At 67.6% G+C, this 23758-nt stretch carries 24 protein-coding genes; 10 read left to right on the top strand and 14 right to left on the bottom strand.

The features are described from left to right. Window positions 1-12: 12 nt before the first annotated feature. The 6 genes from BJP32_RS06705 to BJP32_RS06680 all read right to left on the bottom strand — a co-directional run bounded on the left by BJP32_RS06705 (window position 13) and on the right by BJP32_RS06680 (window position 7357). Window positions 13-1647, bottom strand: a complete 1635-nt coding sequence (locus BJP32_RS06705) for an MBL fold metallo-hydrolase (protein ID WP_076223414.1) — start codon at window positions 1645-1647, stop codon at window positions 13-15. Between the two features lie 287 nt (window positions 1648-1934). Next, entirely contained in the window at window positions 1935-2492 is a 558-nt protein-coding gene (locus BJP32_RS06700) for a lipocalin family protein (protein WP_076223548.1), read from the bottom strand. Window positions 2493-2517: 25 nt separating this feature from the next. Further along, on the bottom strand, window positions 2518-3741 hold the full coding sequence (locus BJP32_RS06695; RefSeq protein ID WP_046651778.1) for a cyclopropane-fatty-acyl-phospholipid synthase family protein: 1224 nt from the start codon (window positions 3739-3741) through the stop codon (window positions 2518-2520). Between the two features lie 28 nt (window positions 3742-3769). After that, on the bottom strand, window positions 3770-5233 hold the full coding sequence (locus tag BJP32_RS06690) for a deoxyribodipyrimidine photo-lyase (protein ID WP_046651780.1): 1464 nt from the start codon (window positions 5231-5233) through the stop codon (window positions 3770-3772). Beyond that, window positions 5223-6026, bottom strand: a complete 804-nt coding sequence (locus BJP32_RS06685; protein ID WP_046651781.1) for a DUF1365 domain-containing protein — start codon at window positions 6024-6026, stop codon at window positions 5223-5225. Before BJP32_RS06685 ends, BJP32_RS06690 begins: the two co-directional genes overlap by 11 nt. Beyond that, the gene (locus tag BJP32_RS06680; protein WP_003163823.1) at window positions 6023-7357 is read right to left on the bottom strand and encodes an NAD(P)/FAD-dependent oxidoreductase; all 1335 of its coding nucleotides are present in this window, start codon (window positions 7355-7357) and stop codon (window positions 6023-6025) included. Before BJP32_RS06680 ends, BJP32_RS06685 begins: the two co-directional genes overlap by 4 nt. 164 nt (window positions 7358-7521) lie before the next feature. On the opposite strand from BJP32_RS06680, the gene BJP32_RS06675 reads away from it, so the two are divergent. The 3 genes from BJP32_RS06675 to BJP32_RS06665 are packed head-to-tail and all read left to right on the top strand — an operon-like array spanning window position 7522 to window position 9535. After that, window positions 7522-8094 carry a sigma-70 family RNA polymerase sigma factor gene (locus tag BJP32_RS06675; RefSeq protein WP_046651782.1) on the top strand — a complete coding sequence of 191 codons (573 nt, stop codon included), beginning with the start codon at window positions 7522-7524 and terminating at the stop codon, window positions 8092-8094. Beyond that, window positions 8091-8732 (top strand): ChrR family anti-sigma-E factor, encoded by a 642-nt coding sequence (locus BJP32_RS06670; protein WP_076223410.1) that lies wholly within the window; start codon window positions 8091-8093, stop codon window positions 8730-8732. The genes BJP32_RS06675 and BJP32_RS06670 overlap by 4 nt, the downstream gene beginning before the upstream one ends. Continuing rightward, window positions 8729-9535, top strand: a complete 807-nt coding sequence (locus BJP32_RS06665) for a DUF1295 domain-containing protein (RefSeq protein ID WP_198935263.1) — start codon at window positions 8729-8731, stop codon at window positions 9533-9535. Before BJP32_RS06670 ends, BJP32_RS06665 begins: the two co-directional genes overlap by 4 nt. Here BJP32_RS06665 and BJP32_RS06660 read toward each other — a convergent pair. The 4 genes from BJP32_RS06660 to BJP32_RS06645 form a co-directional block, all read right to left on the bottom strand. Next, window positions 9532-9939: a DUF2177 family protein gene (locus tag BJP32_RS06660; RefSeq protein WP_003163827.1), complete on the bottom strand. Its 408-nt coding sequence runs from the start codon at window positions 9937-9939 to the stop codon at window positions 9532-9534. The two genes, BJP32_RS06665 and BJP32_RS06660, sit on opposite strands and share 4 nt — an antisense overlap. Before the next feature lie 192 nt (window positions 9940-10131). Continuing rightward, a complete protein-coding gene (locus tag BJP32_RS06655) occupies window positions 10132-11094 on the bottom strand; it encodes an ABC transporter ATP-binding protein (protein WP_052747945.1) in 963 nt (320 codons plus the stop codon). Then, window positions 11095-12135 (bottom strand): iron ABC transporter permease, encoded by a 1041-nt coding sequence (locus BJP32_RS06650; RefSeq protein ID WP_076223408.1) that lies wholly within the window; start codon window positions 12133-12135, stop codon window positions 11095-11097. It abuts the gene before it with no gap. Then, window positions 12132-13301 carry an ABC transporter substrate-binding protein gene (locus BJP32_RS06645; RefSeq protein ID WP_143255434.1) on the bottom strand — a complete coding sequence of 390 codons (1170 nt, stop codon included), beginning with the start codon at window positions 13299-13301 and terminating at the stop codon, window positions 12132-12134. Before BJP32_RS06645 ends, BJP32_RS06650 begins: the two co-directional genes overlap by 4 nt. A gap of 139 nt (window positions 13302-13440) precedes the next feature. Here BJP32_RS06645 and BJP32_RS06640 point away from each other — a divergent pair, with 139 nt between their 5' ends. Further along, on the top strand, window positions 13441-15516 hold the full coding sequence (locus BJP32_RS06640) for a TonB-dependent siderophore receptor (RefSeq protein ID WP_076223404.1): 2076 nt from the start codon (window positions 13441-13443) through the stop codon (window positions 15514-15516). 4 nt (window positions 15517-15520) lie between these two features. Continuing rightward, window positions 15521-16438 carry a DUF5829 family protein gene (locus tag BJP32_RS06635; protein ID WP_158043298.1) on the top strand — a complete coding sequence of 306 codons (918 nt, stop codon included), beginning with the start codon at window positions 15521-15523 and terminating at the stop codon, window positions 16436-16438. Window positions 16439-16651: 213 nt separating this feature from the next. Here the strand turns inward: BJP32_RS06635 and BJP32_RS06630 are convergent, their stop codons facing one another. Then, window positions 16652-17446 carry a helix-turn-helix domain-containing protein gene (locus tag BJP32_RS06630; RefSeq protein ID WP_198935262.1) on the bottom strand — a complete coding sequence of 265 codons (795 nt, stop codon included), beginning with the start codon at window positions 17444-17446 and terminating at the stop codon, window positions 16652-16654. Between the two features lie 206 nt (window positions 17447-17652). On the opposite strand from BJP32_RS06630, the gene BJP32_RS06625 reads away from it, so the two are divergent. Beyond that, window positions 17653-18531: a hypothetical protein gene (locus tag BJP32_RS06625; RefSeq protein ID WP_046651791.1), complete on the top strand. Its 879-nt coding sequence runs from the start codon at window positions 17653-17655 to the stop codon at window positions 18529-18531. 93 nt (window positions 18532-18624) lie between these two features. Further along, window positions 18625-18810, top strand: a complete 186-nt coding sequence (locus BJP32_RS06620) for a hypothetical protein (RefSeq protein WP_046651792.1) — start codon at window positions 18625-18627, stop codon at window positions 18808-18810. A 16-nt stretch (window positions 18811-18826) separates the two neighbouring features. Here the strand turns inward: BJP32_RS06620 and BJP32_RS06615 are convergent, their stop codons facing one another. The 3 genes from BJP32_RS06615 to BJP32_RS06605 form a co-directional block, all read right to left on the bottom strand. Then, window positions 18827-20026: an aspartate aminotransferase family protein gene (locus BJP32_RS06615; RefSeq protein ID WP_046651793.1), complete on the bottom strand. Its 1200-nt coding sequence runs from the start codon at window positions 20024-20026 to the stop codon at window positions 18827-18829. Between the two features lie 161 nt (window positions 20027-20187). Next, complete coding sequence (locus BJP32_RS06610; protein WP_046651794.1) at window positions 20188-20937, bottom strand: SDR family NAD(P)-dependent oxidoreductase; 750 nt, start codon at window positions 20935-20937, stop codon at window positions 20188-20190. A gap of 38 nt (window positions 20938-20975) precedes the next feature. Beyond that, window positions 20976-21734 (bottom strand): 3-oxoacyl-ACP reductase, encoded by a 759-nt coding sequence (locus BJP32_RS06605; RefSeq protein WP_046651795.1) that lies wholly within the window; start codon window positions 21732-21734, stop codon window positions 20976-20978. A 118-nt stretch (window positions 21735-21852) separates the two neighbouring features. Here BJP32_RS06605 and BJP32_RS06600 point away from each other — a divergent pair, with 118 nt between their 5' ends. The 3 genes from BJP32_RS06600 to BJP32_RS06590 are packed head-to-tail and all read left to right on the top strand — an operon-like array spanning window position 21853 to window position 23757. Beyond that, the gene (locus BJP32_RS06600) at window positions 21853-22140 is read left to right on the top strand and encodes a metalloregulator ArsR/SmtB family transcription factor (protein ID WP_046651796.1); all 288 of its coding nucleotides are present in this window, start codon (window positions 21853-21855) and stop codon (window positions 22138-22140) included. After that, window positions 22133-22804, top strand: a complete 672-nt coding sequence (locus tag BJP32_RS06595; protein ID WP_046651797.1) for an SdpI family protein — start codon at window positions 22133-22135, stop codon at window positions 22802-22804. The genes BJP32_RS06600 and BJP32_RS06595 overlap by 8 nt, the downstream gene beginning before the upstream one ends. A gap of 29 nt (window positions 22805-22833) precedes the next feature. Beyond that, entirely contained in the window at window positions 22834-23757 is a 924-nt protein-coding gene (locus BJP32_RS06590; RefSeq protein WP_046651798.1) for an alpha/beta hydrolase, read from the top strand. Window position 23758: the final 1 nt, after the last annotated feature.

Genomic DNA, 23758 nt, shown 5'->3' with positions numbered 1-23758 from the left:
GGAGCCTCCTTTTCAGCCGCCGGGGACGAGAGTCGTCGCCGGTGCGCGAGGGCCGTCAAGATGGGACGGCGCCTCCAGGGCGTCGCGCAATCGCGCCAACAGGGCTTCACGAGCCTCGTCGTCAGGCGCGCCTTGCAGGGCCTCATTGATGTCGCCGAGCAGCGCGGCGCGCCCGTTGCGCCAGTCAGGCCGGCTCGCCGCCCCAGGCCTCAACCGCCCAACGGCCCCCAGAGGCTGCGCCTCTGTCGCCGTGAGGGCGAACGCCGAATCCAGCATCGGCGTGACGATGGCTTCGGCCTCCAAGCCCGCCCGCATGAGACGGGACGCCAGGCCGGAACGCGCGTCAGGCTCGCCGTGGGTCAGGAAGACCTTTCCCGTCACCGGCATGCGGCCCTTGAGCCACTGCACCAGGCCGTCGGCGTCGGCATGAGCCGAGTAGGCGTCTATTTCGCGTATGCGCGCATTGACCCGTACGTCATCCCCCTGGATGCGGACCAGTCGGCGCCCTTCCAACAACACCCGCCCCAAGGTTCCCACGGCTTGAAAACCGGTGATCAGGACCGTCGTTTCACGGCGCCAGAGCAATCGCTTCAGATGCCGTCTGATGCGGCCCGCGTCGCACATGCCGCTGCCCGCCAGGATGATGTGCCAGTCGCGCAACCGCTCCAGCCCATCGCTTTCCTGAGGCCGCATCAGATAGTGAAGGCGCGTCGCGCCGCGAAGCTCCAGGTAGGGGTTCTCCTCCGCCTCGGCATTCCATCCGCGCCTCAGAAAGACATCGGTCGCTTCGATCGCCAGCGGCGAGTCGAGGAAGATCTCGGTCGCCAGCTCCGGCTCATCGCGCATCACCGCCAGAAGATCCAAGATCAGTTCCTGGGCCCGGCCGACGGCGAAACTCGGCATCAGCAACGGCCCCCCAGCCGCCTTGGCGTCGTGCATCTCCTTGGCCAGCAGAGCCCGACGCCTTTCGGGCGTGACGGCCTCGCGAACGCGGTCGCCATAGGTGGATTCCAGGATCACATGATCGACCCCGACTGGGCCGTCAGGCGTGGGCAGCAAGGGCTGATGGCCGGATCCCAGATCGCCCGAGAACAACAGCCGCACCGGCCCTTTGTCCTCATGGAGCACAACCTCAATGGAGGCGGCGCCCAGCAGGTGCCCGGCAGGCCACCACCGAGCCTGGATTCCCGGTAGCGGGTCGATCATTTCGCCGAACTTGACGGTCTGAAACAGTCGCAACGTCGGCGCGACGTCCGCCGTCGTATAGATGGGCTCTACCCCGCGGATGCCCCGCCTCTGGTTGCGGCGGTTCAGATGGGCGACGTCGCCTTCCTGGATCTCGGCCGCGTCGGCCAGCATGACCTCGCAAAGATCGCGCGTGGCCCGTGTGGCGTAGATAGGCCCCCGATAGCCTGCCCTCACCAGCTTGGGCAGCAGGCCGGAATGATCGATATGCGCATGGGTCAGCAGGACGGCGTCGATCGAATCCGCCTCGAACGGCAAGGGCTCGTAGTTCAGCGCCTTGAGCGACTTGGAGCCCTGGAACATCCCGCAATCCACCAGGAAGCGCGCGCCGCCGCTCTCCACCAGCATGCACGACCCCGTGACGCATTCCGCCGCGCCGTGAAAGGCGAGGTTGACGCTCATGACGCTCGCTCCCTGTCTTCGTCAGTCGTCGGGACGCCGCGTCGCCGGGATACGCCTCTTGCGGCGGACGCCAACCACCATCTCACCGAAGTCGAAAGGAGATTTGACCATGGTCAATTCTTATGCGGATCAAGAGCAAGAATGGGCCTGAGACGTCCCCTGCTGTCCTGGCGACGCTGAGTGCGCCGCGAGCCGTCGTGCGAAGGCGGAAGAATGTGATCCCGAAACCAGACGACCTCCTGTCTCTGGGCGTCAAGAAATACGAAGAGCGTCAGATCGCGCGATCCCTAGTGTCGGACTTCCCGCACAAGAGAGAGATCGTAGCCGAGCGCCTTCGCGCGCTCCATGATGGCGGCGCGCGTCGGGGCGGACGGCTGGGCGGTGCGGCTCAGCAGCCAGAGATAGCGCCCCGACGGTTCGCCGACGATCGACCACGAATAGTCGTCAGCCCGGTCCAGCACCCAATAATCGCCGAGGCAGAAGGGACCGAAGAAGGAGACCTTGAGCTTGGCGTTGTCGCCGCCCGGCACGACCTTGGCCCTGCCCTGCGCCGTCTTCACAGGACCGTCGACCGCACCCTGGCGGCAGGTGTTCAGCACACTGACCAGACCGTCATCCCGCAGGGCGTATTCCGCCGTCACGGCTTCGCAGCCTTGTTCGAAACCGTTCTCATAGCGCCCGATCTCGTACCAAAGCCCCGCGTAGCGCGTCAGGTCCACGGCCTTGGCGGGCTGGGGAACGGCCGGATTGCCGACAGGGCCGCGCTGCAACGTGGCGCAGGCGGAAAGAGCCGCGGCAGAGGTCGCCGCGACCAGAAGGATAAGGAAATGGCGTCTGAGGTTCATCGTCAGCTCCACAATCCATGAGTGATCAGAAAGTCCGATCCAGGGCGATCTGGATCACGTCCGTGCGCCCCGAACGAAAACCCGCCTCGCAATAGGCCAGGTAGAAGCGCCAGAGACGGCGAAACCGGTCATCGAACGCTTGGCCGTCCTGGCGGATCTCCGTCCATGCGGCGTCGAACCGGCGCATCCATTCGGCCAGGGTGTCGGCGTAGTCCCCGCCGAAGCGTTCCACGGCCGTCCGGTTTAGTCCGGCGCTCTCGACCACGGGGGCCATCCGGGCCTCCGACGGCAGCGAACCGCCGGGGAACACGTACTTCTGGATGAAGTCGGTGCGGGCCTCGTACTCGTCGAACAGATCGTCCTGAATGGTGATGATCTGCAGCCCGGCGCGTCCGCCGGGCTTCAGGACATCATGAACTTTCTGGAAGTAGGTCGGCCAGTATTCACGCCCCACGGCCTCGAACATCTCGATGGAGGCGACGCGATCGAAGCGTCCCTGAACGTCGCGATAGTCGATCAGGCGAATGTCCGCGCGCTCGGCCAGACCCGCCTCGAACATCCGACGGCGGGCGTAGTCGTGCTGCTCGCGCGAGATGGTCACGCCGGTGACGACGGCGCCGACCTCGCGCGCCGCGAACTCGGCGAAACCGCCCCAGCCGCAGCCGATCTCCAGCACGCGGTGACCCGGCTGCAGATCCATGAGGCGCGCCAGGGCGGCGTATTTGGCCCGCTGGGCCTCCTGCAGCGACTGACCCGGCCGCTCGAACCGCGCCGCGGAATAGGTCATGGAGGGGTCCAGCCACGCCGAATAGAAGGCGTTGCCCAGATCATAGTGGGCGTGGATGTTGCGGCGCGATCCGCGACGACTGTTGCGGTTCAGCCTATGGCCCAGCCAGTTGACCGCGTTCATCAGGGGATTGCCGTCGAACAGGCGCCTGATGTGGTCATAGTTGTTGACCAGGGTCTCCAGCAGAACCGCCAGGTGCGGCGTATCCCACTCCCCCGCCATATAGCCCTCGGCGAAACCGATGTCGCCGCTCTTCAGCACCCGGGCGGCGAAGCGCGGATCGCGTATTACCAGAACGGCCGAATGCCCCGGCGATCGGCCGGTCAGCTGTCGGCTCGCACCGTCGGGCAGCACCAGGGTCAGCCGCCCCCAAGTCCAGTTCGAGGACAACAGCCGCAGCAGCAGGTCGAACACAGGGGCCGATGTCTTTTCCCGCCGGTCGCCGTAGAAGGTCGTGGTCATGGCGTCACAAGCCTCTTGCGTAACGGCGTCATAGCGCCTCGTCCTCCACGCGTCGTCCCGAGACCGCCTTCAGCGCCTCCAGGGCCCGCGCCCGCGCGTCGCCATGATCCACGATCGGACGTGGATAGTCGCGCCCCAGACTGATGCTCGCCTCGGCCAGAACAGCGCCCGGCGCCGTCCATGGCGCGTGCAGCCAGCGGTCCGGCAAGGCGCGAAGTTCAGGAACCCAGCGACGGACATAACGGCCGACAGGATCGAACTTCTCGCCCTGGGCCACAGGGTTGAAGATGCGAAAATAGGGGGCGGCGTCGGCGCCGGAACCGGCGACCCACTGCCAATTCTGCACATTGCTGGCCAGGTCCGCGTCCACCAGCGTGTCCCAGAACCAGGCCTCGCCCTCGCGCCAGTCGATCAGCAGATGCTTGATCAGGAAGGAGGCGACCACCATCCGCACGCGGTTGTGCATCCAGCCGGTCGCCCACAGCTCCCGCATCCCCGCATCGACCAGGGGATAGCCGGTCCGCCCTCTCTTCCACGCCTGCAGCCGCTCGGGATCGGTGCGCCAGGGCATGGCGTCGAACTCGGGCCGGAAGGCCCGCTCGGTCACGTAGGGGAAGTGATGCAGCAAATGGGCCGAGAACTCTCGCCAGCCGATCTCGGCGACGAACTTTTCGGCCTGGACGGAGGCGACACGCCCTTGGGCGGCGGCGGCGCGGACGGCCCGCACCACGCCGCGCGGGCTGATCTCGCCCCAGTGCAGGTGCGGCGACAGGCGCGACGTTCCGTGACGCCCCGGCACGTCCCGCCCCGCGGCATAGTCCGCCAGGCCGCCGTCGATGAAGTCGGACAGGGCTGCCGCGGCCCCCGCCTCGCCTGGCGTCCAGTCGAAGCCGCCTGACCAGTCGGGCGCCGAGGGGTGCAGCCCCCATGCGTCGAGATCGTCGCCGGCCGGTCCCTCGGGCGTGGTCAAACTCTCGGGCGCGGGCGTCGCCGGCTTTTCAGGTACGACTTGCAACAGCGCCTTCAGGAAGGGGGTGAAAACCCGATAGGGCTTCCCTTCACCCGTCAGCACGGCGCCGGGACGCACCAGCAGACCGCCGTTGAAGCCGTGGCTGTCGACGCCTTCGGCCTTCAGGGCATGGGCGATGTCGGCGTCCCGGGCGAAGGCGTCCGGTTCGAAGCGCCGGTTCATGAAGACCTGGTCCGCGCCCGTCTCGTCGATCAGACGGCGCAGTTCGGCCTCGCTGTCGCCGCGCCGCAGAATGAGCCGCCCCCCGCGTCCGCTCAGCGCCGCATCGAGCGCCCGCAGCGACTTGTCCAGCCACCACAGGGAGGCGGCGCCGAGACGTCGCCCCTCTCCGCTCTCGTCCAGGATGTAGACCGGCAAAATCGGCCGTCCGGTCGCGATCGCGGCCGTCAGCGCCGGATTGTCCGTCAGCCGGAGATCGCGCCGAAACCACAGGATGACGGGACGCGAGAACTCACCGGCCAAGACGGCTCTCCCGTGCTTGTTTTTGAATCGTCGCAGGCTCCCAGGCGGGCGACGGCTGACGGGTCAGAGGAACCCGCTTCAGCCAGAGTTTCAGCGCCTCCCAATGAATCGCAGCCACGACCTTGAGCGTCAGGAACGGCAGGGCGACCGCCGCCGACAGCAGATCGGCGTCGGTCAGGTCATGACGCTCGCCCGACATGGCGGCCGTGATCAGCACGCCGCCCGAGTCGACGCCGTCGATGGTCAGGTCCAGACGCCCGCCCGGCGCATGGCCGCGAAACTCATAGTCCATCTCCATCCCCATGAAGGGCGAGACATACAGGGCCTTGGCCGCGCCCTGCCGGATCAGGCCCTCCGCCTGGTCCTCGACCGGGACGGGGATGACATAGGCGTGGCGCACGCCGAAGGTGCTGGTCACTTCATAGACCACCGCCGCCAAACGGCCGTCGGCCCGATGGCAATAATAGAGGCTGATGGGATTGAAGACATAGCCCAGCACGCGCGGCATGGTCAGCAGGCGTATCGGCCCGCCCTCCAGCGCGACGCCGGCTCGCTCCAGCCAGGCCTCGACCTGGGGCCGCAAGGCCGCGCCCGAACCGTCGCCGTGGTCCCGATCGTGAAAGGACAGCAGGTTGAAGCGATTGCGCGAGAACAGGCGCAGCCGCCGATCCAGGCCGTCGATCTCAGCCAGGTCCAGCAGCAGCCAGAAGACGCGATAGTTCAGGCGGTGATCGCGCGGCCGCAGCCGCCTGTGCGTGACGCCGCCGCGATACAGGGCCGAGGCCTGGGTCACGCCGCCGCCTCCAATAGGTTGGGCACGGGCGGCAGATGGATGCGCCCGCTCTCGTTCCGGACCGTCCAGGGCCGCCGCACCCCGCCCAGCTGTTCGGCCACGGCGAGGCCGGACTGCAGGCCGTCCTCATGAAAGCCCGCGCCGAAATGGGCGCCGCAGAACCAGACGCCGCCCTGCCCCTGCAGGCTCCACAACTGCTTCTGGGCCTGAATGGCGGCGGGGTTGAAGATGGGGTGCTCGTACAGTTCGCTGCGCAGCAGGGTGTCCGGACGCGGCGGACGCGGCGGATTCAGGGTGACGAACAGGTCTTGGCCTCCAAGCCCCTGGAGGCGGTTCATCCAATAGGTGACGCACAGGCCGTCGTCGGCCCCGATGTAGTTCCAACTGGCCCAGGCGCGACGACGACGCGGCATCAGGCTCTGGTCCGTATGCAGCACGGTCAAGTTGCGGCTGTAGCGGAAAACCCCCAGCACCTCTCGTTCGCGCGGCGTCGGCTCGGCCAGCATGGCCAGGGCCTGGTCCGCATGGGCGCCGATGACCACATGGTCGAACCGTTCGACGCCGCCCTGGCTGTCATGGACGACGACGCCCTCGCCGGAGCGCCGCACCGCCGTCACGCCGCGATCCAGACGAATGTCAGGGATCGCCCGCGCCAGCCTCTCGACATAGACCCGGCTGCCGCCCTCCACCGTACGCCAAAGGGGGCGACCGACCAGCTTCAGCAGACCGTGGTTGCCGCAGAAGCGGATGAAGGCCTCGGCCGGATAGTCCATCAAGGCGTGCGCGGGCGAGGACCAGATGGCCGCCGCCATCGGCAGCAGGTGATCGTCGCGGAAGGCTTCGCTGAACCCCTGTCGCTTTAGATAGTCGCCCAGCGTCAGTTGGGGATCGGTCAGCTCGGACAGATCCTCCGGCGCCTGCCGATAGAACCGCAGGATTTCGCTCAGCATGGACCAGAAGCGCGGCCGCAGCAGATTGCGCCGTTGAGCGAACAGGCCCGGCGCGGCGTATTCGAACCGCCCCTGATCCAAGGACACGGCGAAGGACATGTCGGTCGCCCGTGTCGCAATCCCGAGATGCTCGAACAGGGCGATCAGATTGGGATAGGTGGCGTCGTTGAAGCAGATGAAGCCCGTATCGACCGGAACCTCGCCCTGCGGCGTTCCGGCCGTCACCGTATTGGAATGACCGCCCAGCCGTTCGGCCTTTTCATAGAGCGTGACCCTGTGCCTCTGGGACAGCAGCCAGGCCGAGGACAGGGCGGCCACGCCCGACCCCACGACGGCGACCTTCAGGGGCGCTTTGGACGGGGCGGCGAAGGATGACGACATGGGAGCTCCGGCGAAACCCGCGATCGAAGGCGATGCAGGTCCGGCTGATACGACCGGAGCGGTCGAATGGATGACGATTGATCCAGACTTTTGCGCGAAGCGTATTAGGCTCCATGCATGTCGAGGCTCCGTCTTTCGCATCCCCTGAACAGCGCGTCGGCGTAATGAGCGACGAGGCTGAAGGCGCGCTTGAGCATGATCGGCTGATCGAGGCGGTGGCCCTTCGCCGCGATCGCGAAGCCTTCGCCCGCTTGTTCGAACATTTCGCCCCGCGCCTGAAGGCCTGGCTGATGAAGTCGGGCGCGACGGCCGCCGCAGCCGAGGACTTCGCCCAGGACGCCATGCTGACCGTCTGGCGCAAGGCGGACCTGTTCGACGCCCGCAAGGCGCGGGCCGCGACCTGGATATTCACCATCGCTCGCAATCGCCGCCTGGACATGCTGCGACGCGACGCCCGCGCCCTGCCCACGCCCGAGATCGAACCGACCGAGGACGAGGCGATGCAGCCCGACGCTATCCTGGCCATGGCGGACGACGCCCGGCGCGTGCGCGAAGCCCTGTCCCGGCTGAAGCCCGACCAGGTCGAAGTCCTGCGCCTGGCCTTCTTCATGGACAGCCCCCATTCCGAAATCGCCCAGCGGCTCGACCTGCCGCTGGGCACGGTCAAATCCCGTATCCGCAACGCCATGATCAAGCTGCGCACGATCCTTGAACCGTCAGAGGAGGCGTCGCGATGACCGTCGCCGCCCGCAATCCTTCCGAAGAACGCCTGCTCGCCTACGCCGCAGGGACGCTGAGCCCGCCCGAAGCCGTGGTCGTCGCCGCCCACCTGGCGCTGCGGCCCGCCAACGACGCCTGGGTCCGTCGGTTGCAGTCCGTCGGCGGCGAGTTTCTGGAGACCACCCATCCCGCAGACCTGTCAGACGGCGCTCTGGCCCGAGCCATGGCGCGGATCGAGACCGACGCCGGCGAGGCGCGCGTTCCGCCGCCGCTGAACGACATGGCGGAACTGCCCGAGCCCTTGCGCCGCTACGCCCTCGGCCCCTGGCGCTGGATCGGGCCGGGGATGCGGGTGCGCGACGTGCACGCCCCGCGCGACGGTGACTGCCGGGTCATCCTGCTGAAGATCGACCCCGGCCGGGAGACCCCTCGCCACACCCATGGCGGCGTGGAACTGACCTGCGTCCTGTCCGGCGCCTACGCCACCGAGAGCGAGCGGTTCGGGGTCGGCGATCTGGAAGAAGCCGACGAGGATGTGCTGCACCGACCGCGCGTCGTCTCCGACGAGCCGTGCCTGTGCGTCGTCGCCCTGGACGGCCAGATTCAGCTCGACGGCTGGCTGGGCCGGCTGATGCAGCCTTTCGTGCGGCTGTGATCGGCCCCGTCCTGGCGCTGTGGGCCGGGGCGGCGCTGTTCCTCGTCCTCGTCATGACCGCCGCTTGGCTGGTGCAGCGTCGCACGGGACAGGGCGGCTGGGCGGACGCCTTCTGGTCGCTGGGCCTGGGCGCCGCGGGCGTCTTCGTCGCCCTCTTCCCGCTCGACGACGGCGCGCCGTCGGCTCGCCAGACGCTGGCGGCCTGCCTGATCGGCACCTGGGGGCTGCGCCTTGGGCTGCACATCGCCGCGCGCGCCCGCTCATCAGAAGAAGACCCGCGCTACGCCCGCCTGCGACAGGAGTGGGGGCCGCGTTTCCAGTCGCGGATGTTCGGCTTTCTGATGCTGCAGGCGGGCGCCGCCGCCTTCCTGGCGCTCAGCATCCTCGTCGCCGCGCGCAATCCCGCGCCGGGCCTGACGTTTCAGGACGCCCTTGCGACTCTGGTGTTCGGGGTCGCCTTGATCGGCGAAGGACTGGCCGACCATCAGCTGAAACGCTTCAAGACCGACCCCGCCAACCGGGGCAAGGTCTGCGACGCGGGCCTCTGGGCCTGGTCGCGCCATCCCAACTACTTCTTCGAATGGCTGGGCTGGTGCGCCTGGCCGATCTTCGCCGTCGACCTGAGCGGCGGCTGGCCCTGGGGCTGGCTGGCGCTGAGCGGGCCCGCCTACATCTACTGGCTGCTCACCCGCGTATCGGGCGTGCCCCTGCTGGAGGCCCATATGCGTCGCTCACGGCCCCATGCCTTCGCCGCCTACGCCGCCCGCACCAGCGTCTTCTTCCCTCGTCCGCCGCGCGACTAGAGAAGACGCAACGCCTTGGCGGCTAGGGCGCAGGCGATCGCGGACGAACCGCCGCTGACGATCACGCCCCACGTCATGTCGATGAGCGAGAGCTTCAGGCTCCAGGTCTTCAGCGTGGCCAGATTGGTCAGGTCGTAGGTTCCGTAGGCGAACAGGCCGAACAACCCGCCCCACAACAAGGCCTTTTTCCACCCGCCCTCGGCCAGCCCCGGCAAGACGGCGAAGATCGTCAGCCCGGCCGCGTACAGGGCGTAGAAGGCGATTGCGGGCGCCAGCCTGAAATTATCAGCCAGCATAGAGCCGATGAAAGGTCGATAGAGCCGATCCCCCATGCTCCCCAACCAGGCCGTGTCGATCACCGCGAAGACGATCAGCGTGAGCAGGTAGGCGATCGCAATGTTCATAGAGAAAGCTCCGGATGCATCGATACCCATACGCTCGCCAACTCCGGTTGGATCAGAACGCGAGCTTAGGAGCGGCTGAGCGGAGTTTGGACGTCTAACCAGTATCCTGAGCTCCCCTAGCGGCCGCACACCGCCATCGGGGCGCTTATCCGCAGAACAGGAGAGGGTCTGGTCTCGGCTTGCGCGCTACGATCAGCGTTGCGTCAATGCGCGCGCCAGGGATCCGATCGTGGGGTGGAACAGCCCGTTCCACTCATAGCCCTCGTGCAGGCGCTTGATGACGAAGTCCGCCTGCGCCGCGCTTTCGGCCAGGCGATAGCCCAGCCGTTCGAGCGCCCTGCCCAGCCAGAGTCCCGCAGGGCCGGCCGCGTCGACAAAGGCCACGCCTCGCGGCGAGGCGCGGGTTTCAAAGCGCCCGCTCGATAGGGAGAAGACCAGGTTCGACTGGTCGAAGGCCTCGCCGATGGCGCCGGACAGGGCCACGTCCTCAGGCGCGCCGTCGATGAAGCGGCCCTCGCCGGGCAGCAGCCAGATGCGGTCGGCGGCGTTGAGCGACAGCTCCAGATCGTGACTGGAAAGAATGATCGAGACGCCCGTTTCATGGGCGACTTTTCGCAGGGTCGATGTGATCGTCACCCGGCTCGGCAGGTCCAGGAAGGCGGTGATCTCGTCCAGCAACATCACCTGCGGCTGTTGAGCCAGGGCGCGCGCGATCATGACCCGCTGCCGTTCGCCGTCGGACAGGCTGTCGACGAAACGATCACGCAGGTGTTCGCCCTCGACCTGCGCCAAGGCCTCGGCGGCGATCGCCCGATCGTCTGCGGACAGGGCGCCGGTCCAGCCGGTGTACGGCTGCCGCCCCATCTCGACCAGCTCCCACACGCGCAGCGCGCCGACCTGCGGCCGATCGGTCAGCACGACCGCGACCTTGCGCGCCCGTTCGGCGGCGGGCCAATCCCGCACGGGCCGACCATCGAGCCGCGCCTCGCCCGCGACCGGTCGGATGAACCCGGCGAAGGTCCGCAGCAGCGTGGACTTGCCCTGGCCGTTTCGACCCAGCAGGCAGATGAACTCGCCCGGCTCCACCGTGACCTGCGAGAGGGTGGACAGAACCCGGCGGCCGTACCCGATCTGAAGATTGTCGATCGCGAACATTCAGCCCTCGCCTCCCCGCAGACTGCGAGCGCGCAACAGCAGCAGGATCACCAAGGGCGCGCCGATCAGGGCGAGAATGGCGTTCAGGTGCAGGAAATGCTGCTCCCACGGCAGGTGAACGACCAGGTCGGCGCTCAAGGTCAGCGCAGAGCCAATCAAGGCCGTCGCCGGGATCAGGACGCCGATCCTGGCGGTCCCCGCAAGGCCCCGCGCCAGATGCGGCACGATCAGACCGACGAACGCCACCGGGCCGCAGAAGGCCGTCACCGGGGCGGCGAGAAGGATGGTCGCGCCCAGCACGAGACGCCTGAACCGGGGCACGTTCACGCCCAGGCTTTCCGCATAGACGTCGCCCAGCAGAAGCGCCGTCAACGGCTTGGCCAGAATGACGCAGCCGATCAGGCCCAGCCCCAGCAACGGCGCCAGGGCGGCGAAGTCGCCCCACGTCACATTGGCGAAGGTGGCGTCGTTCCAGGCCGCGAAGATTCGGCCCTGGCTGCGGTTGGTGAAATGCAGCAGCACGCTGATCAGGCCCTGGGCGAGAAACCCCAGCATCAGCCCCAGAACCAGCAAGGTCACCGCGCCGACACGACGCGCCATCGCGCTCATGGCGAGCGCCACGGCGAGCATGCCCAAGGCGGAACCGGCCACGACGCTCAGGCCCGCGAACCCCGTCAGGACCATCAGGAATCCCGGCCCGACGACCGCTCCGGCGACGATGACCAGGGCGGCGCCCAGCTGGCCGCCCGCCATGAGGCCCAGCGACCAGGCGTCAGCCAGCGGATTCTGGAACAGGGTCTGCATCATCAGGCCGGCCAGTCCCAGGGCGGCGCCGCCGAGGATCGCCGCCAGGACGCGCGGCAGGCGCAGATCGAAGACGATGCGGCTTTCCATCGACCCGGACCCGATGGACCCCAGCCCCGTCAACACCTCGCCGGGACTCAGCATGACCTGACCGACCATCAGGCTGGCGACGGCGACCGCCGCAAGAACGCCGGCGGCCGCCAGACTCACGGCGACCGGACGAAAGGCGGCGTTCATTTGTAAGCCCCCTGAGCGACGGGCTTCAGGAAGCGAAAAGGCTCGCTGACCAGATCGGGATGAAGCGCCTTGACGAAGTCGGCCAGCACCCAGTCCGGCCGCACAAAGGCGGTCTGATACCAGTCATAGGCGTTGGCGGCGGGATTGCTGCGGCCCGTATTGGCGAACAGGCGGCCGGTGCGGAACGCCGGAGACGCGCGCTCCACGCCCGCGCCGCGCGGCGGGGCGGCGTGCAGATCGCCCACGATCCACACCTGGGCCTGATCGACGACCGGCAGCATCTGCTCGGTCGCCAAGGTTTCGGACGACCATTTGCGCGCATCCTCCGGTCGGAGCAGCAGATTCCGACCGCCAGCGTCCGCAAGATAGGCCTGTTCGGCGCCCCGCACGGTGACCACCCATCGATCGCCGCCCGCCGGATAGGCCCACACCATCGGCACAGGCGGCCGTTGCGACGCCACGCCCTTCAACGCCGTCACCCGCGCCTCGATCTGTTCGAAGAGGCGATCCGCCTCGGCCTCACGTCCGGTCAGAAGACCGTGCAGCCGAATCCATTCGGCCCGCCCGAGATAGGTCGGCTCGTCCTCGGCGAAGGTCGGCGCCACGGTCAATCCAAGGCGACGCGCCCGGTCCAGAACCGGCGTATGGGCCAGGTCCGACAGACGCATCAGGAAGACGTCGGGCCGGACCGCCAGCAGGACATCCAGATTGGGCGGCGCGTGCCAATTGTAGCCGATCTGTCCGATCCGCCCCTCCATGACGCCGCGCCGGACGTCATCGTCATAGGATACGCGCCCGCCGACCGCCGCCAATCGCTCCTTGACCCCCAGCTGCCCCAGGAAGGCCTCATCCGAACTTGCATTGGCGGCGATCCGCGTGACGGGCGTGCGGATCACCGTGGCGTCCTGCAATCTCCCGACCAGGACCGGGGCCGGTCCGTCCTTCGGCGCCAGCACCAGCACGGCCGTCTGCTCCTGCGCCTGTCCTCCGCTCTGGTCCGCAACCGGCGCGCGCAGCCGGGCCACGACGAACCCTTCATGACGTTCGAGCCGCAGATAACGGGCGTGGCGCAGAGGGATGGGAACGCCGCCGCCTTCATCGACAGAGGCCGTCTGACGCGCGTCGTCGCCACACCCAGCCAGCGCCGAGGCGGCGCTCGCCAACAAGAAGGACCGTCTCTGCATCGCTTCCCCTCTGCGGCCGCCTGCAACGCCCGGCGCCCGCCGTGACTGCAGATCGCATTTATGGGGTGACTATATGCAACGTTATATCATAACAACCCCAAATCATTTCATCGGGGATCTCATGAAAACGCTGCTCACGACCGCCGGCCTCGCCGCGCTTCTCGCCAGTCCGGCGATCGCCCAGGACGCCCCCATCGTCACAGGGGCCGACGATGTGACCGAGGTGGAAGCCATCACCGTCTTCGGCCGCGCGTTGGGCCGCATTCCCGGCGAGACGGCGACCAAGTCGGGCGCCCCGACGCTGGAAACGCCGTACACGGTCAACATCGTGTCGCGAGAACTGCTGGATCTGCGCAATGTGTCGAACATCGGCGAGGCGGCCGAGACGATCAGCGGCGTTCAGCGCACCATCGGCTTCTCGGGCAATCAGCGCTTCCGCATTCGCGGCTTCCAGAACATCTCCACCCTGCGCGACGGTTTCCGCCAATCGGTGAGCCAGCCGGAAATCGACCTGCAGGGCGTGGAAAGGATCGAGGTTCTGAAGGGCCCCGCCTCGGCCCTCTACGGCCGGTTCGAGCCCGGCGGCGTGATCAATTTCGTGTCCAAACGCCCCTATTCCGAGGTCGGCGGCGAAGCCTTCGTCGTCGCAGGATCGAACGACTACTGGCGCGGAGGACTGGACCTGAACACGCCGCTGACCGCTGACGGCGCGGTCCTGGCCCGGCTCAACATCGGCTATGAGAACGCCGGGAGCTTCCGCGAACTCGTCGACAACGAACAACTCTACATCTCGCCCGTCGTCGAATGGCGCCCCGACGCCGACACCAGCCTGCTGGCGCGGCTGGAATATCTGCAACGCGACGCCGCCTTTGACCGCGGCTTCGGCAACAACGCCGCCTTTCTGAAACAGCCTGTGCGCCGCAACTACGGCGAGGACTTCATGCGGGTCGAGAAGGAGCAATGGGTCGCCGGTCTGGAGTTCAACCGCCGCCTCAACCCGGATTGGCGCCTGCGCCTGGGCGGCTTCATCTCCGCCGTCGACGTGCCCGAGGAACAGTTCTTCAACTACGGCTTTCCGGCCCTGTCCGGCACGACGGTCAACCGCAACTTCGTCAGCTATGACGAAACCCAGGACGACCTGACCCTTCAGGCGGAACTATACGGCCGGGTCGTGACCGGGCCCCTGACCCATAGGCTGCTGATCGGGATCGACCACAGCCGCGACCAGCTCTCCTACCTCGACGGCCAGATCGCCTTCGGCCGTCCGATCGACCTGTTGAACCCGGTCCGCACCGGACGTCCGACGACCTATCTGCCCGTGGGCGACAGTCACTACGACTACACCTCCACAGGCCTCTATGTTCAGGACGAAATCGCATGGAGCCGGTGGCGGCTGCTGCTGGGCGGTCGGCTCGAAGAGGTCGAGACCTACGCCTTCGCCGCAGACTTCATCGAGCCCGGCGTGCGCCGCACGGACCGCCCCTTCTCGCCCCGCGCGGGACTGACCTATCTGGCGACGCCCGACTGGTCGATCTACGCCAGCTGGGCGCGGTCATCGCGCAATGAAGGCGACGCCGGCCTGTTGGAGAGCGGCCTGACGCCCAAACCCACGCGCGGCGAGCAATTCGAGATCGGCACCAAGGCCCTGGCGTTCGACGGCCGCGCCGAACTGACGCTGTCGGCCTTTGAAATCACCAAGACGGATGCGGTCGTGGCCGACCCGATCGACTTCAACCTGGTGATCCAGGCTGGCGAAATCCGGGTGCGAGGCCTGGAAGCCGAGGTCTCGGCCAGGCCGCTGGATCCATGGACGATCATCGCCTCCTACGCCTATAGCGACAGCGAGATATCCAGGGACACCAACGCCTTCATCGTCGGCAATCGCCTGGCGGGCGTGCCGGATCACCAGGCCGCCCTGTGGACCTCCTGGGCTTTCGGCGGCGACCTGGACGGCCTGACCATCGGCGGCGGCCTGTTCCACGCCTCAAGCCAGGCGGCGACGACCGGCAATAACCTGGACCTGCCCGGATACACGCGGCTGGACCTGAACGCGGCCTATCGGTTCGGAGCGGGCTATGAGGTGCGCCTGAACGTCGACAACGCCACTGACGAGACCATCTACATCACCGGCGGCTTCTCCCAGATCCACCCCCAAGCGCCGCGCACGGCGCGTCTGACCCTCAGCAAGCGGTGGTGAGATGATGCGGTTCGCCCTTGCCCTCTCAGTTCTGGGAACGCTGACCACGGCCGACGCGAAAGCTCCGGACGCGCCCCAGCAGCCGCCCGCCTTCGCCGTTGCGTCCAGACCCGCGCCGGCGTTGAACCATGTCTATGTCGTGCTGGACGCCGCCACGTTCGCGGCCGTCCGCGACAGCCTCCCTCTCAGCCGACTGCTCGGGCGCGCCGACGGCGGCCTGCCCGACTACGCCCCGCCGCAGCCCGGCGCCGACCGCGTCTTCTTCCGCGGGCGAGAGACCTATCTAGAGTTCTTCGCGCCGGAGAACCGCTTCGGCGAACCCGTCGGCAAGGTCGGCCTGGCTCTGGGCTATGACGCCTCCGGCGACCTCGACGCCCTGGAGCGGATTTGGCGGCGAACCTGCCCGATCGGCGCCAGGCGCACGCCCGTCCGCTATCGTCGTGTCGACCCGTCCGTGCCCTGGTACGATTCCATACAGTGCGACGAGACGGCGGGCGGAGATCATCTCGCGGTGTGGGCCATGGCCTACCGCCCGGAATTCCATCGCTGGCAGTCGGGAACCGGCCCGACGGAGGCGCCGCAGACGTCGCGCGCGCACATCCTCGCCCCGCGAAGTGCAGAGGGCCAGGGGCGTTTCGACATCACTCGCCTAGCCCTTCAGGTCACGCCGCCCATGTTCCGCCTGCTGATCCGGCAGTTGGAAGACGCCGGTCTGCAGCGGCGGGAAACCGCCGACGGAACCCTGCTGACCGGGGATGGCTGGACGCTGTTGCTTCGCGCCTCCGAAGATCCGCCGCGTCTGCTGTCGCTCGACCTTGCGACCGCCGACGCGCCGCCCGACAGGCTGTCGTTGGGCTCAGGCCTCCTGATCCGAATGGACCGGCAGACGGTCGCCTTTCGTCCTAGGAAAGACGTGGGGTGACTGGCGGCGCTCAAGAAGGGGCGAACCCCTCTTAACGGCGCGCATGTCGTCAGCGTCATCGCGGGCCTGTCGGAAGGCGTGGCGGCGCGCGCGCTGCGGGTTCTGGACGTCGATCTCTCTCGGTTGAAAGCCGCGGCGGACGACGTCAACGCGGCGAGCCGCGCCGGTTGACCTCCAGCCGAGACAGGACCGGATGGCCACGCGCCGCCGCCCTCACGGCTTCGGTCGTCCTTTCAGAAGTCGGTACAGCCAGAAGCCCTCGTCATTCCGGACCGAGGTTTCCAACCTGCGCGGCGACAGTCCAGTCACCCGCCGCACCTCCCGACCAAGATGCGATTGATCGGAGAAGCCCGCGTCGATCGCGGCGGCGGCGAGATCCGGCGGCGTCTCCCGCTCCCCCGCAAGGCCGTGAAGCGCCGCGGCCTCCACACGCTCATAGAGCTGCAGATCGCGTCGGCTCTGGCCGGTCCACCCCTTGATGCGGCGCTGCACCTGGCGCGCGCCCTCCCCATCCGGAGACGCCGCGCGCGCGCAGATCATGGACAGCCACGCCCGAATGTCGACGCCGCTCGGCTCGACCGGGTGGCCCGATGGCCAGGATGAGACGATCGACTGCACGCGCGAAAAAGGCTCAGGGCCGCGCTCGATGTTCAGCAAGCATGTGAGCGCCGCCCCCGACATCACCGCCTCGAGCGGCAGGATCACGTCCAGACAACGCTCAAGGGAAATGTCCAGCACGCGGCCGAGGGCTTCAGGATAGAAGCTGACCGTAAGCGCATGGACGGCGCCGGGCGACCAGCTCGCCACAGGCCGTCGATGCGGCCCCGCGAACACCACCCGAGGAAGCGGCCGCCCCAACCTCCCTTGCGCGACAGCCGGGCGCTCTGCGGCCATGTGCAGCTCGCCCTCGAAAATCCATGAGATGCTCGGAAACGGCGTGGCCGGATAGCAGTTGAAGCGCTGTTCGTCGGCGAGCGGCAGGCCGCGCGTATCGCGTTCGACCGCCATATAGATCCATGCTGACGCCGGGGCGCTGGGCCGGTGCAGGCGGGCCGACATCACGCGCGACGGCCCCCGTGTCGCTTCGGTTCTATACGCAGAACAACCTCCCCAGCATGGATCGCCGGGCGTCGGCCTGAAGCCCCCGCTGACGCAGCGCGCCGTCCTCCAGGCGCAGCTCCCATTCGCCTGCACCCCTGCTCAAAAGGCCTATTATGAAGCCCAAAGACTTCCTGTTTCAACGCTTTCCGTTGGACGGCCGCGTCATGGTCGCGGACGAAGAACTCACCACGCCCTATCATGTCTATGACGGCGTCATGCTGTGCATGAACGGCACGGTCGATGGGAAGAAGGCGGCCGACCTGCTGGCCCAGGAAGGGCTGACGCCCCTGATCGACACGCAAGGCCGGGCGCTGGCCGCCATCTGGATATGCGACTTCGTTAAGGCCAACCTCGGCGCCCATCACGAGTTGCAGATATCCCTGTTCGCGACCCCCGTCGCGGGAGCGAAACTGCCCGCCCACCCCTTTGCGTTTTTCGGCGCCCTGGCGAACCGGCCGGATCTTCACATGGTCTGCCACGGCCTGTGGAACGATACGCTGCGCGTCGTTCGCTACAATGACGAGCATCTGCGCCTGCCCGCACGCCTGACCCGAAGCGAGATCAAAAAGGAAGGCGAGCTGTGGCGCTTTCGATTTGCGGACACGGCCGGCGATCTGATCGCCGAGGGCTCCATTCTGCACCGCCATGGCTCGTCCATCGCGCCGGCCTGGCGGATTGCCGGACAGACCGGCCTCAAAGGGATGATGACGCTGATGCGCGCCCCCGCCATTAACATCCCCGTGGTGAACCTGAGACGAGCCGGCGAGACCCATAATCAGGTCTGTCAGACCTATACGACCTATAATCGGGCGCATGTGAGAGCCGCCGGACCCAGCGATGAGGTGACGATCCGTCACCCCGTCTACGCGCCGCTCGATTTCAAACCGGCGGCCATCCAGCAGTTCGACAACGTCGGCTTCATCTTTCTGCGCCCGGAACCTCTGTTTGACGACCGCCCCCCCGTTGACGCGCCAACCGGCCTATCGAAATGAAACAGACTGGACCTTTCTAACCACCCGGAAAGCCAGCACCCTCGCCCCGGTCGCCACAGTTCACGCGATTTCGGACAAGCAGGACGACCGGCCATGAACCAAGACTCGCGCATCCATAACCCAGGGCCGCGCAGGCGCTCTTTCGAAGGGGCCGATACGCCGGAAGGCGGCGCTTCGCGCAAGACCGCCCTGATCCAGATACTGGCCCTTCCCATCGCCGTAGTGACGGCGGCGGTGCTCATTGCGACCATCGCCGTCATCACGATCGGATGGAGCTGAATTCGCTTCGCGGCGCTCAAGCCGCCCTGCTTGAGCGCCCGCCTCGCGTCAAAGCCCCGCAGGCGGCTTCGAGGCGGGCTCCTGCGTCGGCGATCTCCTTGGCCGTCACCGTCAGCGGCGGCGCGAAACGCACGACGTTATCGCGCGCCGCCAGGGCGATCAGCCCCTGCTCGCGCAGCGCCGCCACGACATCGCGCGCCTCGACGCCTCGAGCGCAGAAGCCCTGCAGCAAGCCCTCGCCGCGCAGTTCTCCGACCAGCCTGCCGTAGACGCGCTGCACTCGCTTCAACTGGCGCCGCAACAGCACCGCCTTGTTCAACACCCGCGCCAGGAAGGCGTCGTCCTGTACGATGTCCAGCACGGCGTTGCCGACCGCCATGGCCAGGGGGTTGCCGCCGAACGTGGTGCCGTGGGTGCCCAGGGTCATCCCTTCCGCCGCATGGCGCGTCGCCAGACAGGCGCCCATGGGAAAGCCGCCGCCGATGCCCTTGGCCACCGTGACGATGTCGGGAACGATCCCGCTCCATTCATGGGCGAAGAACCGGCCGGTGCGGCCCACGCCCGACTGAACTTCGTCGAGGATCAGCAGCATGCCGCGCTCGTCGCACATGCGCCGCAGCCGCTCCAGGGTCTCGGTCTTGACGACGCGCAGCCCGCCTTCGCCCTGGATGGGCTCGATCATCAGGGCGGCGGTCTGATCCGTGACGACCGCCTCCAGCGCGTCCCAGTCGTCCAGCCGGACCTGATCGAAACCTTCGACCTTGGGGCCGAAACCTTCGATGTAGGGCGGGTGGCCGGTGGCGGCGATCATGGCCAGGGTGCGTCCGTGAAAGGCCCCCTCGAAGGTGACGATGCGATACCGCTCCGGCCGACCCGCCACGGCGTGGCGACGGCGCGCCATCTTGACCGCCGCCTCATTGGCCTCGCCGCCCGAGTTGGCGAAATAGACCACTTCGGCGAAGGTGCTGTCGACGAGCCGCTGCGCCAGCCGTTCGCCCTCGGGAATGCGCACCGTGTTGGACGTGTGCCAGATCTTGCCCGCCTGCTTCTTCAGCGCCCGCACCAGGTGCGGGTGGCAATGGCCCAAGGCGTTCACCGCGATCCCCGAGGCGAAGTCCAGATAGGCCTTGCCGTCCTGGTCATAGAGCCAGGCGCCCTTTCCATATTCGAACGCCAGATCCAGACGGGCTGCGACGGGTAGGATGGGGCTGGTCATGAGGCTCTTCGTGAATAGGCCGGACACGGCGAAAACCTGTCGACAGGACAGGCACGCAGCCACGCTAATCCGACGCCGGATGGTTCATCAGGGTCGGTTTCAGGAATTCGCCTAGACCGGATGACCGTCCGATCAGCAGAGGCCTGACGGCCTGACCAACCTCAGTCGCGCGCCACCTGGAAGCCGGCGAACGACTGGCTGACCGGCATCAGCTCCAGCGCATTGATGTTCAGATGCGCCGGCAGGGTCGCGACCCAGAACAGGGTCTCGGCGATGTCTTCGCCGGTCATCGGCGCCGCCCCGCCATAGAGGGCGTCGGACGCCGCCTGGTCGCCGCCGGTGCGGACCAGGGTGAACTCCGTCTCGGCCATGCCCGGCTCGATGGAGGTGACGCGCACCCCCGTCCCGTGCAGGTCCGAGCGCAGCCCCAGCGAGAACTGGCGCACGAAGGCCTTGGTCCCGCCATAGGCGTTGCCGCCCTTGTACGGATAGGTCGCCGCCACCGAACTGATGTTCAGGATCGCCCCTTTGCGAGCGATCAGGCGCGGCAGCAGCCGGTGGGTCAGCGTCACCAGACCGGTGATGTTGGTGTCGATCATCTGGCGCCACTGGGCCAGATCAGCCTCCTGCGCGGTGGCCGTGCCGAGCGCCAGACCGGCGTTGTTGATCAGCACGTCGATGTCGCGGAAGCCCTCGGGCAGGGCGTCCAGCGCCGCGTCGATGGCGGCTTCGTCCCGCATGTCGAACGGCGCGGCGTGGACCCGGTCCGCGCCCAGTTCGGCGACCAGTTCGTCCAGACGTTCCTGACGGCGGCCGGTGGCGATCACCTTCCAGCCCGCGCCGGCGAAGCGACGCGCCGCCGCCCGGCCGATGCCCGAGGTGGCTCCGGTGATCAGAATGACGCCGCTCATGATGTCCGTCCTGGCTGAGGCTTTACTGTCGGCCCGACTTAATCCCGCACCAGCCCGCCGTCGACCACCAGATTCTGCCCTGTCACCGCTCGGCTCCACGGCGAGGCGAAGAAGAGGGCCGCATCGGCGAACTCTTCCGGCGTGGTGACGGACCGCAGCGGGGTCATGCCGGCGATCAGGTCGAACACCGCCTCCGGCGTCGCGGCGCTGGCGTCGGTCGTGCGAAGAAGCCCGCCCGAGATCATGTTGACGGTGATCCCCGACGGCCCCAGATCGCCCGCCGCCGTTCGCGTCAGGCTGAGCAGGGCGGCCTTGGCGGCCGTGTAGTCGTGATAGGGCACGACCGGATTCTGGAACAGGTTGGTGCCGATATTGACCACCCGACCGAACTTTTGCGCGCCCATGCCCGGCGCCGTCGCCTGAATGACGTTCAGGGCGCCGCGGATCACGGTCGCGAACTGACGCTCCATGTCTTCCCATGGAATATCGGCCATCTGGGCGCGGGCGTCGCCGTTGAAGCTGTAGTCCAGCGCATTGTTGACCACGGTGCTGACCCGGCCGCCGAAATGGGCCTGAACCTTCGCCACCATGGCGTCCACGGCCGCACGATCGGTCACATCAGCCTGAACGGCGAAGGCGCGCTCGCCCAGTTCCGCCGCCAGCGCCTCGGCCTGCTCTCCGCTGTTGCGCCAGTTGATCGCCACCCGCGCGCCCTGCCCCGCAAAGGCCCGCGCCGCCGCCGCGCCCACGCCGCGCGCGCCGCCGGTGATGAGAACGATCTGATCGCGGATTTCCATGAGAACAACTCGCAAATTCTGAACCAACCTCTGCCATAGGCCGTGGCCGTGATGAAGACCAGCCGCCCCTGAAGAACAGCGGTTGCATTTAGCGTACTTCCTAATTAGCTTCCTGCCTATGAACAGCCTGTTCAAGGCCCTGTCCCACCCAGTGCGACGGCGCATCATCGCCATGCTGCGCAAGGGGCCGCTGGCGTCCGGCGACATCGCCGCCGCCTTCGACATGAGTTGGCCGACCATCACCGGCCACCTCAACGCGCTCAAGGAGGCCGGTCTGGTCAGCCCCGAGCGCGAGGGGCAGTCGATCCGTTATCGGCTGGAGATTTCGGCGGTCGAGGAGGCTCTGGCCTTCCTGATGGACCTGAGCAGGACAGGCAAAACTGAGGAGGAGGACCATCATGACTAGAGTGAAACTGGACGTCCTGGACCTGGCCTCGATCGTTCTGATCGTCGCCGTCACCTCCCTGGCGATCTGGGTCGGAACCGCAGGCCCGACGACGCCGATCCCCATCCATTTCAACCTGGCGGGAGAAGCCGACGGCTGGGCCCCGCGCGGCCAGGTCGCATGGATGATCGGCGGCCTCGGCGTCGTCGCCGCCGCGACCGTCGGCGGGTGCAGCCTTTACGCGCGGCAAGCGCAGGCCGATCCCGCGCGCCGACGCAGCCTCAAGAGCGCCCAGTTGGTCAGCCTGCTGGCCTTCGCCGGCTGCATCGGCCTGATCGCCTTTCCCCTGTTCAGCGCCGCCCCGCCTAGCCAGGGCGCGCACATGGCTCTGACCGCCCTGCTGTTGCTGGCGGTCGGCGCCTTCCTCGGTCGCGTCGGGCCCAACGTCGCCGTCGGGGTGCGCACCCCGTGGAACTACAAGAGCAAGCTGGCGTGGGAACGCTCCAACCGCCTGGCCGGACGGCTGATGTTCGGCCTGGGTCTGGCCGGGCTGGTAGCCGCGCCGATCGCGCCCCAGCCGCTGGGGTTCAGCGCCCTGATCATCGGCGTCCTGATCGCGACCGCCTGGTCGGTGTTCGAGAGCTGGCGCGTGTGGCGCGCCGATCCGGACCGACAACCCTTCTGACCCCTGCCCCTCTGACGACGGAGACGACCATGCTGACCCTCGCCGCCGCCCTGCTCCTCTCACCGGTTTCGACGCCGGTCGAGTCGCCGTCCAGCCCTGCGCCCTTGCACGGAACCCTGCTGACGCCCGAAGGCGAGACGCGCGCCACCGCCGTCATCATTCCCGGCTCGGGACCAGCGGATCGAGACGGGAACAGCCCGCAATTCGGCATTCAGGCAGCGACCTATCGCCTACTGGCCGAAGGTCTGGCCGAGCGCGGCGTCGCTACCGCCCGCATCGACAAGCGCGGCATCGGCGAAAGCGCAGCCGCTGGTCCTTCCGAAGCCGACCTGCGCTTTTCCGCCTATGCGGACGACGCCCGCGCCTGGGCGGCCGAGGCGGCGGCGAAGACGGGCCGCCCGTGCGCCTGGCTGATCGGCCACAGCGAAGGCGCGCTGGTGGCCCTGGCCGCCGTGGCGGAGGGCGACGACAAGGTGTGCGGCCTGGTGCTGCTGTCCGGCGCCGGACGTCCGGCGGGAACAGTGCTGCGCGAGCAACTGACGAGCCTGCCCGAGCCGCTGAAGGCCGAGGCCTATGCCGTCGTCGGCGAACTGGAGGCAGGCCGCACGGTCGCCGATCCGCCTGCATCGCTGGCCGCCCTGTTCCGACCGTCGGTCCAGCCCTACCTTATCTCCTGGCTGGCGCTGGATCCGGCGAAGATGGCCGCCGCCTATGACGGCCCGATCTTCATCGGTCAGGGAACCACCGACATTCAAATCAGTCTGACCGACGCCGAAGCGATCAAGGCGGCCCAGCCCCGCGCCGAACTCGTCGTCTGGGACGGCGTCAACCACGTCCTGAAGACCGCGCCCGCCGAACGTGCGGCCAATATCGCGACCTATATGGACCCAGCCCTGCCCTTGGCGCCCGGCGTGGTCGAAGCGACAGCGGATTTCATCCTGAAACCGCGCTAGG

It is taken from the genome of Brevundimonas sp. ZS04 (assembly GCF_001956865.1).
In the GTDB taxonomy this organism is placed as follows: domain Bacteria; phylum Pseudomonadota; class Alphaproteobacteria; order Caulobacterales; family Caulobacteraceae; genus Brevundimonas; species Brevundimonas diminuta.
The sequence above is the reverse complement of the archived record's forward strand: the minus strand, read 5'-3'. Positions and strand labels throughout refer to the sequence as shown.

Bases quoted from the DNA above. Each gene is read 5' to 3' on its own strand.
- BJP32_RS06705 (WP_076223414.1), bottom strand. From the start codon at position 1,647: ATGAGCGTCAACCTCGCCTTTCACGGCGCGGCGGAATGCGTCACGGGG.
- BJP32_RS06700 (WP_076223548.1), bottom strand. From the start codon at position 2,492: ATGAACCTCAGACGCCATTTCCTTATCCTTCTGGTCGCGGCGACCTCT.
- BJP32_RS06695 (WP_046651778.1), bottom strand. From the start codon at position 3,741: ATGACCACGACCTTCTACGGCGACCGGCGGGAAAAGACATCGGCCCCT.
- BJP32_RS06680 (WP_003163823.1), bottom strand. From the start codon at position 7,357: ATGTCGTCATCCTTCGCCGCCCCGTCCAAAGCGCCCCTGAAGGTCGCC.
- BJP32_RS06675 (WP_046651782.1), top strand. From the start codon at position 7,522: ATGAGCGACGAGGCTGAAGGCGCGCTTGAGCATGATCGGCTGATCGAG.
- BJP32_RS06670 (WP_076223410.1), top strand. From the start codon at position 8,091: ATGACCGTCGCCGCCCGCAATCCTTCCGAAGAACGCCTGCTCGCCTAC.
- BJP32_RS06660 (WP_003163827.1), bottom strand. From the start codon at position 9,939: ATGAACATTGCGATCGCCTACCTGCTCACGCTGATCGTCTTCGCGGTG.
- BJP32_RS06655 (WP_052747945.1), bottom strand. From the start codon at position 11,094: ATGTTCGCGATCGACAATCTTCAGATCGGGTACGGCCGCCGGGTTCTG.
- BJP32_RS06650 (WP_076223408.1), bottom strand. From the start codon at position 12,135: ATGAACGCCGCCTTTCGTCCGGTCGCCGTGAGTCTGGCGGCCGCCGGC.
- BJP32_RS06640 (WP_076223404.1), top strand. From the start codon at position 13,441: ATGAAAACGCTGCTCACGACCGCCGGCCTCGCCGCGCTTCTCGCCAGT.
- BJP32_RS06635 (WP_158043298.1), top strand. From the start codon at position 15,521: ATGCGGTTCGCCCTTGCCCTCTCAGTTCTGGGAACGCTGACCACGGCC.
- BJP32_RS06630 (WP_198935262.1), bottom strand. From the start codon at position 17,446: ATGGCGGTCGAACGCGATACGCGCGGCCTGCCGCTCGCCGACGAACAG.
- BJP32_RS06625 (WP_046651791.1), top strand. From the start codon at position 17,653: ATGAAGCCCAAAGACTTCCTGTTTCAACGCTTTCCGTTGGACGGCCGC.
- BJP32_RS06620 (WP_046651792.1), top strand. From the start codon at position 18,625: ATGAACCAAGACTCGCGCATCCATAACCCAGGGCCGCGCAGGCGCTCT.
- BJP32_RS06615 (WP_046651793.1), bottom strand. From the start codon at position 20,026: ATGACCAGCCCCATCCTACCCGTCGCAGCCCGTCTGGATCTGGCGTTC.
- BJP32_RS06610 (WP_046651794.1), bottom strand. From the start codon at position 20,937: ATGAGCGGCGTCATTCTGATCACCGGAGCCACCTCGGGCATCGGCCGG.
- BJP32_RS06605 (WP_046651795.1), bottom strand. From the start codon at position 21,734: ATGGAAATCCGCGATCAGATCGTTCTCATCACCGGCGGCGCGCGCGGC.
- BJP32_RS06600 (WP_046651796.1), top strand. From the start codon at position 21,853: ATGAACAGCCTGTTCAAGGCCCTGTCCCACCCAGTGCGACGGCGCATC.
- BJP32_RS06595 (WP_046651797.1), top strand. From the start codon at position 22,133: ATGACTAGAGTGAAACTGGACGTCCTGGACCTGGCCTCGATCGTTCTG.
- BJP32_RS06590 (WP_046651798.1), top strand. From the start codon at position 22,834: ATGCTGACCCTCGCCGCCGCCCTGCTCCTCTCACCGGTTTCGACGCCG.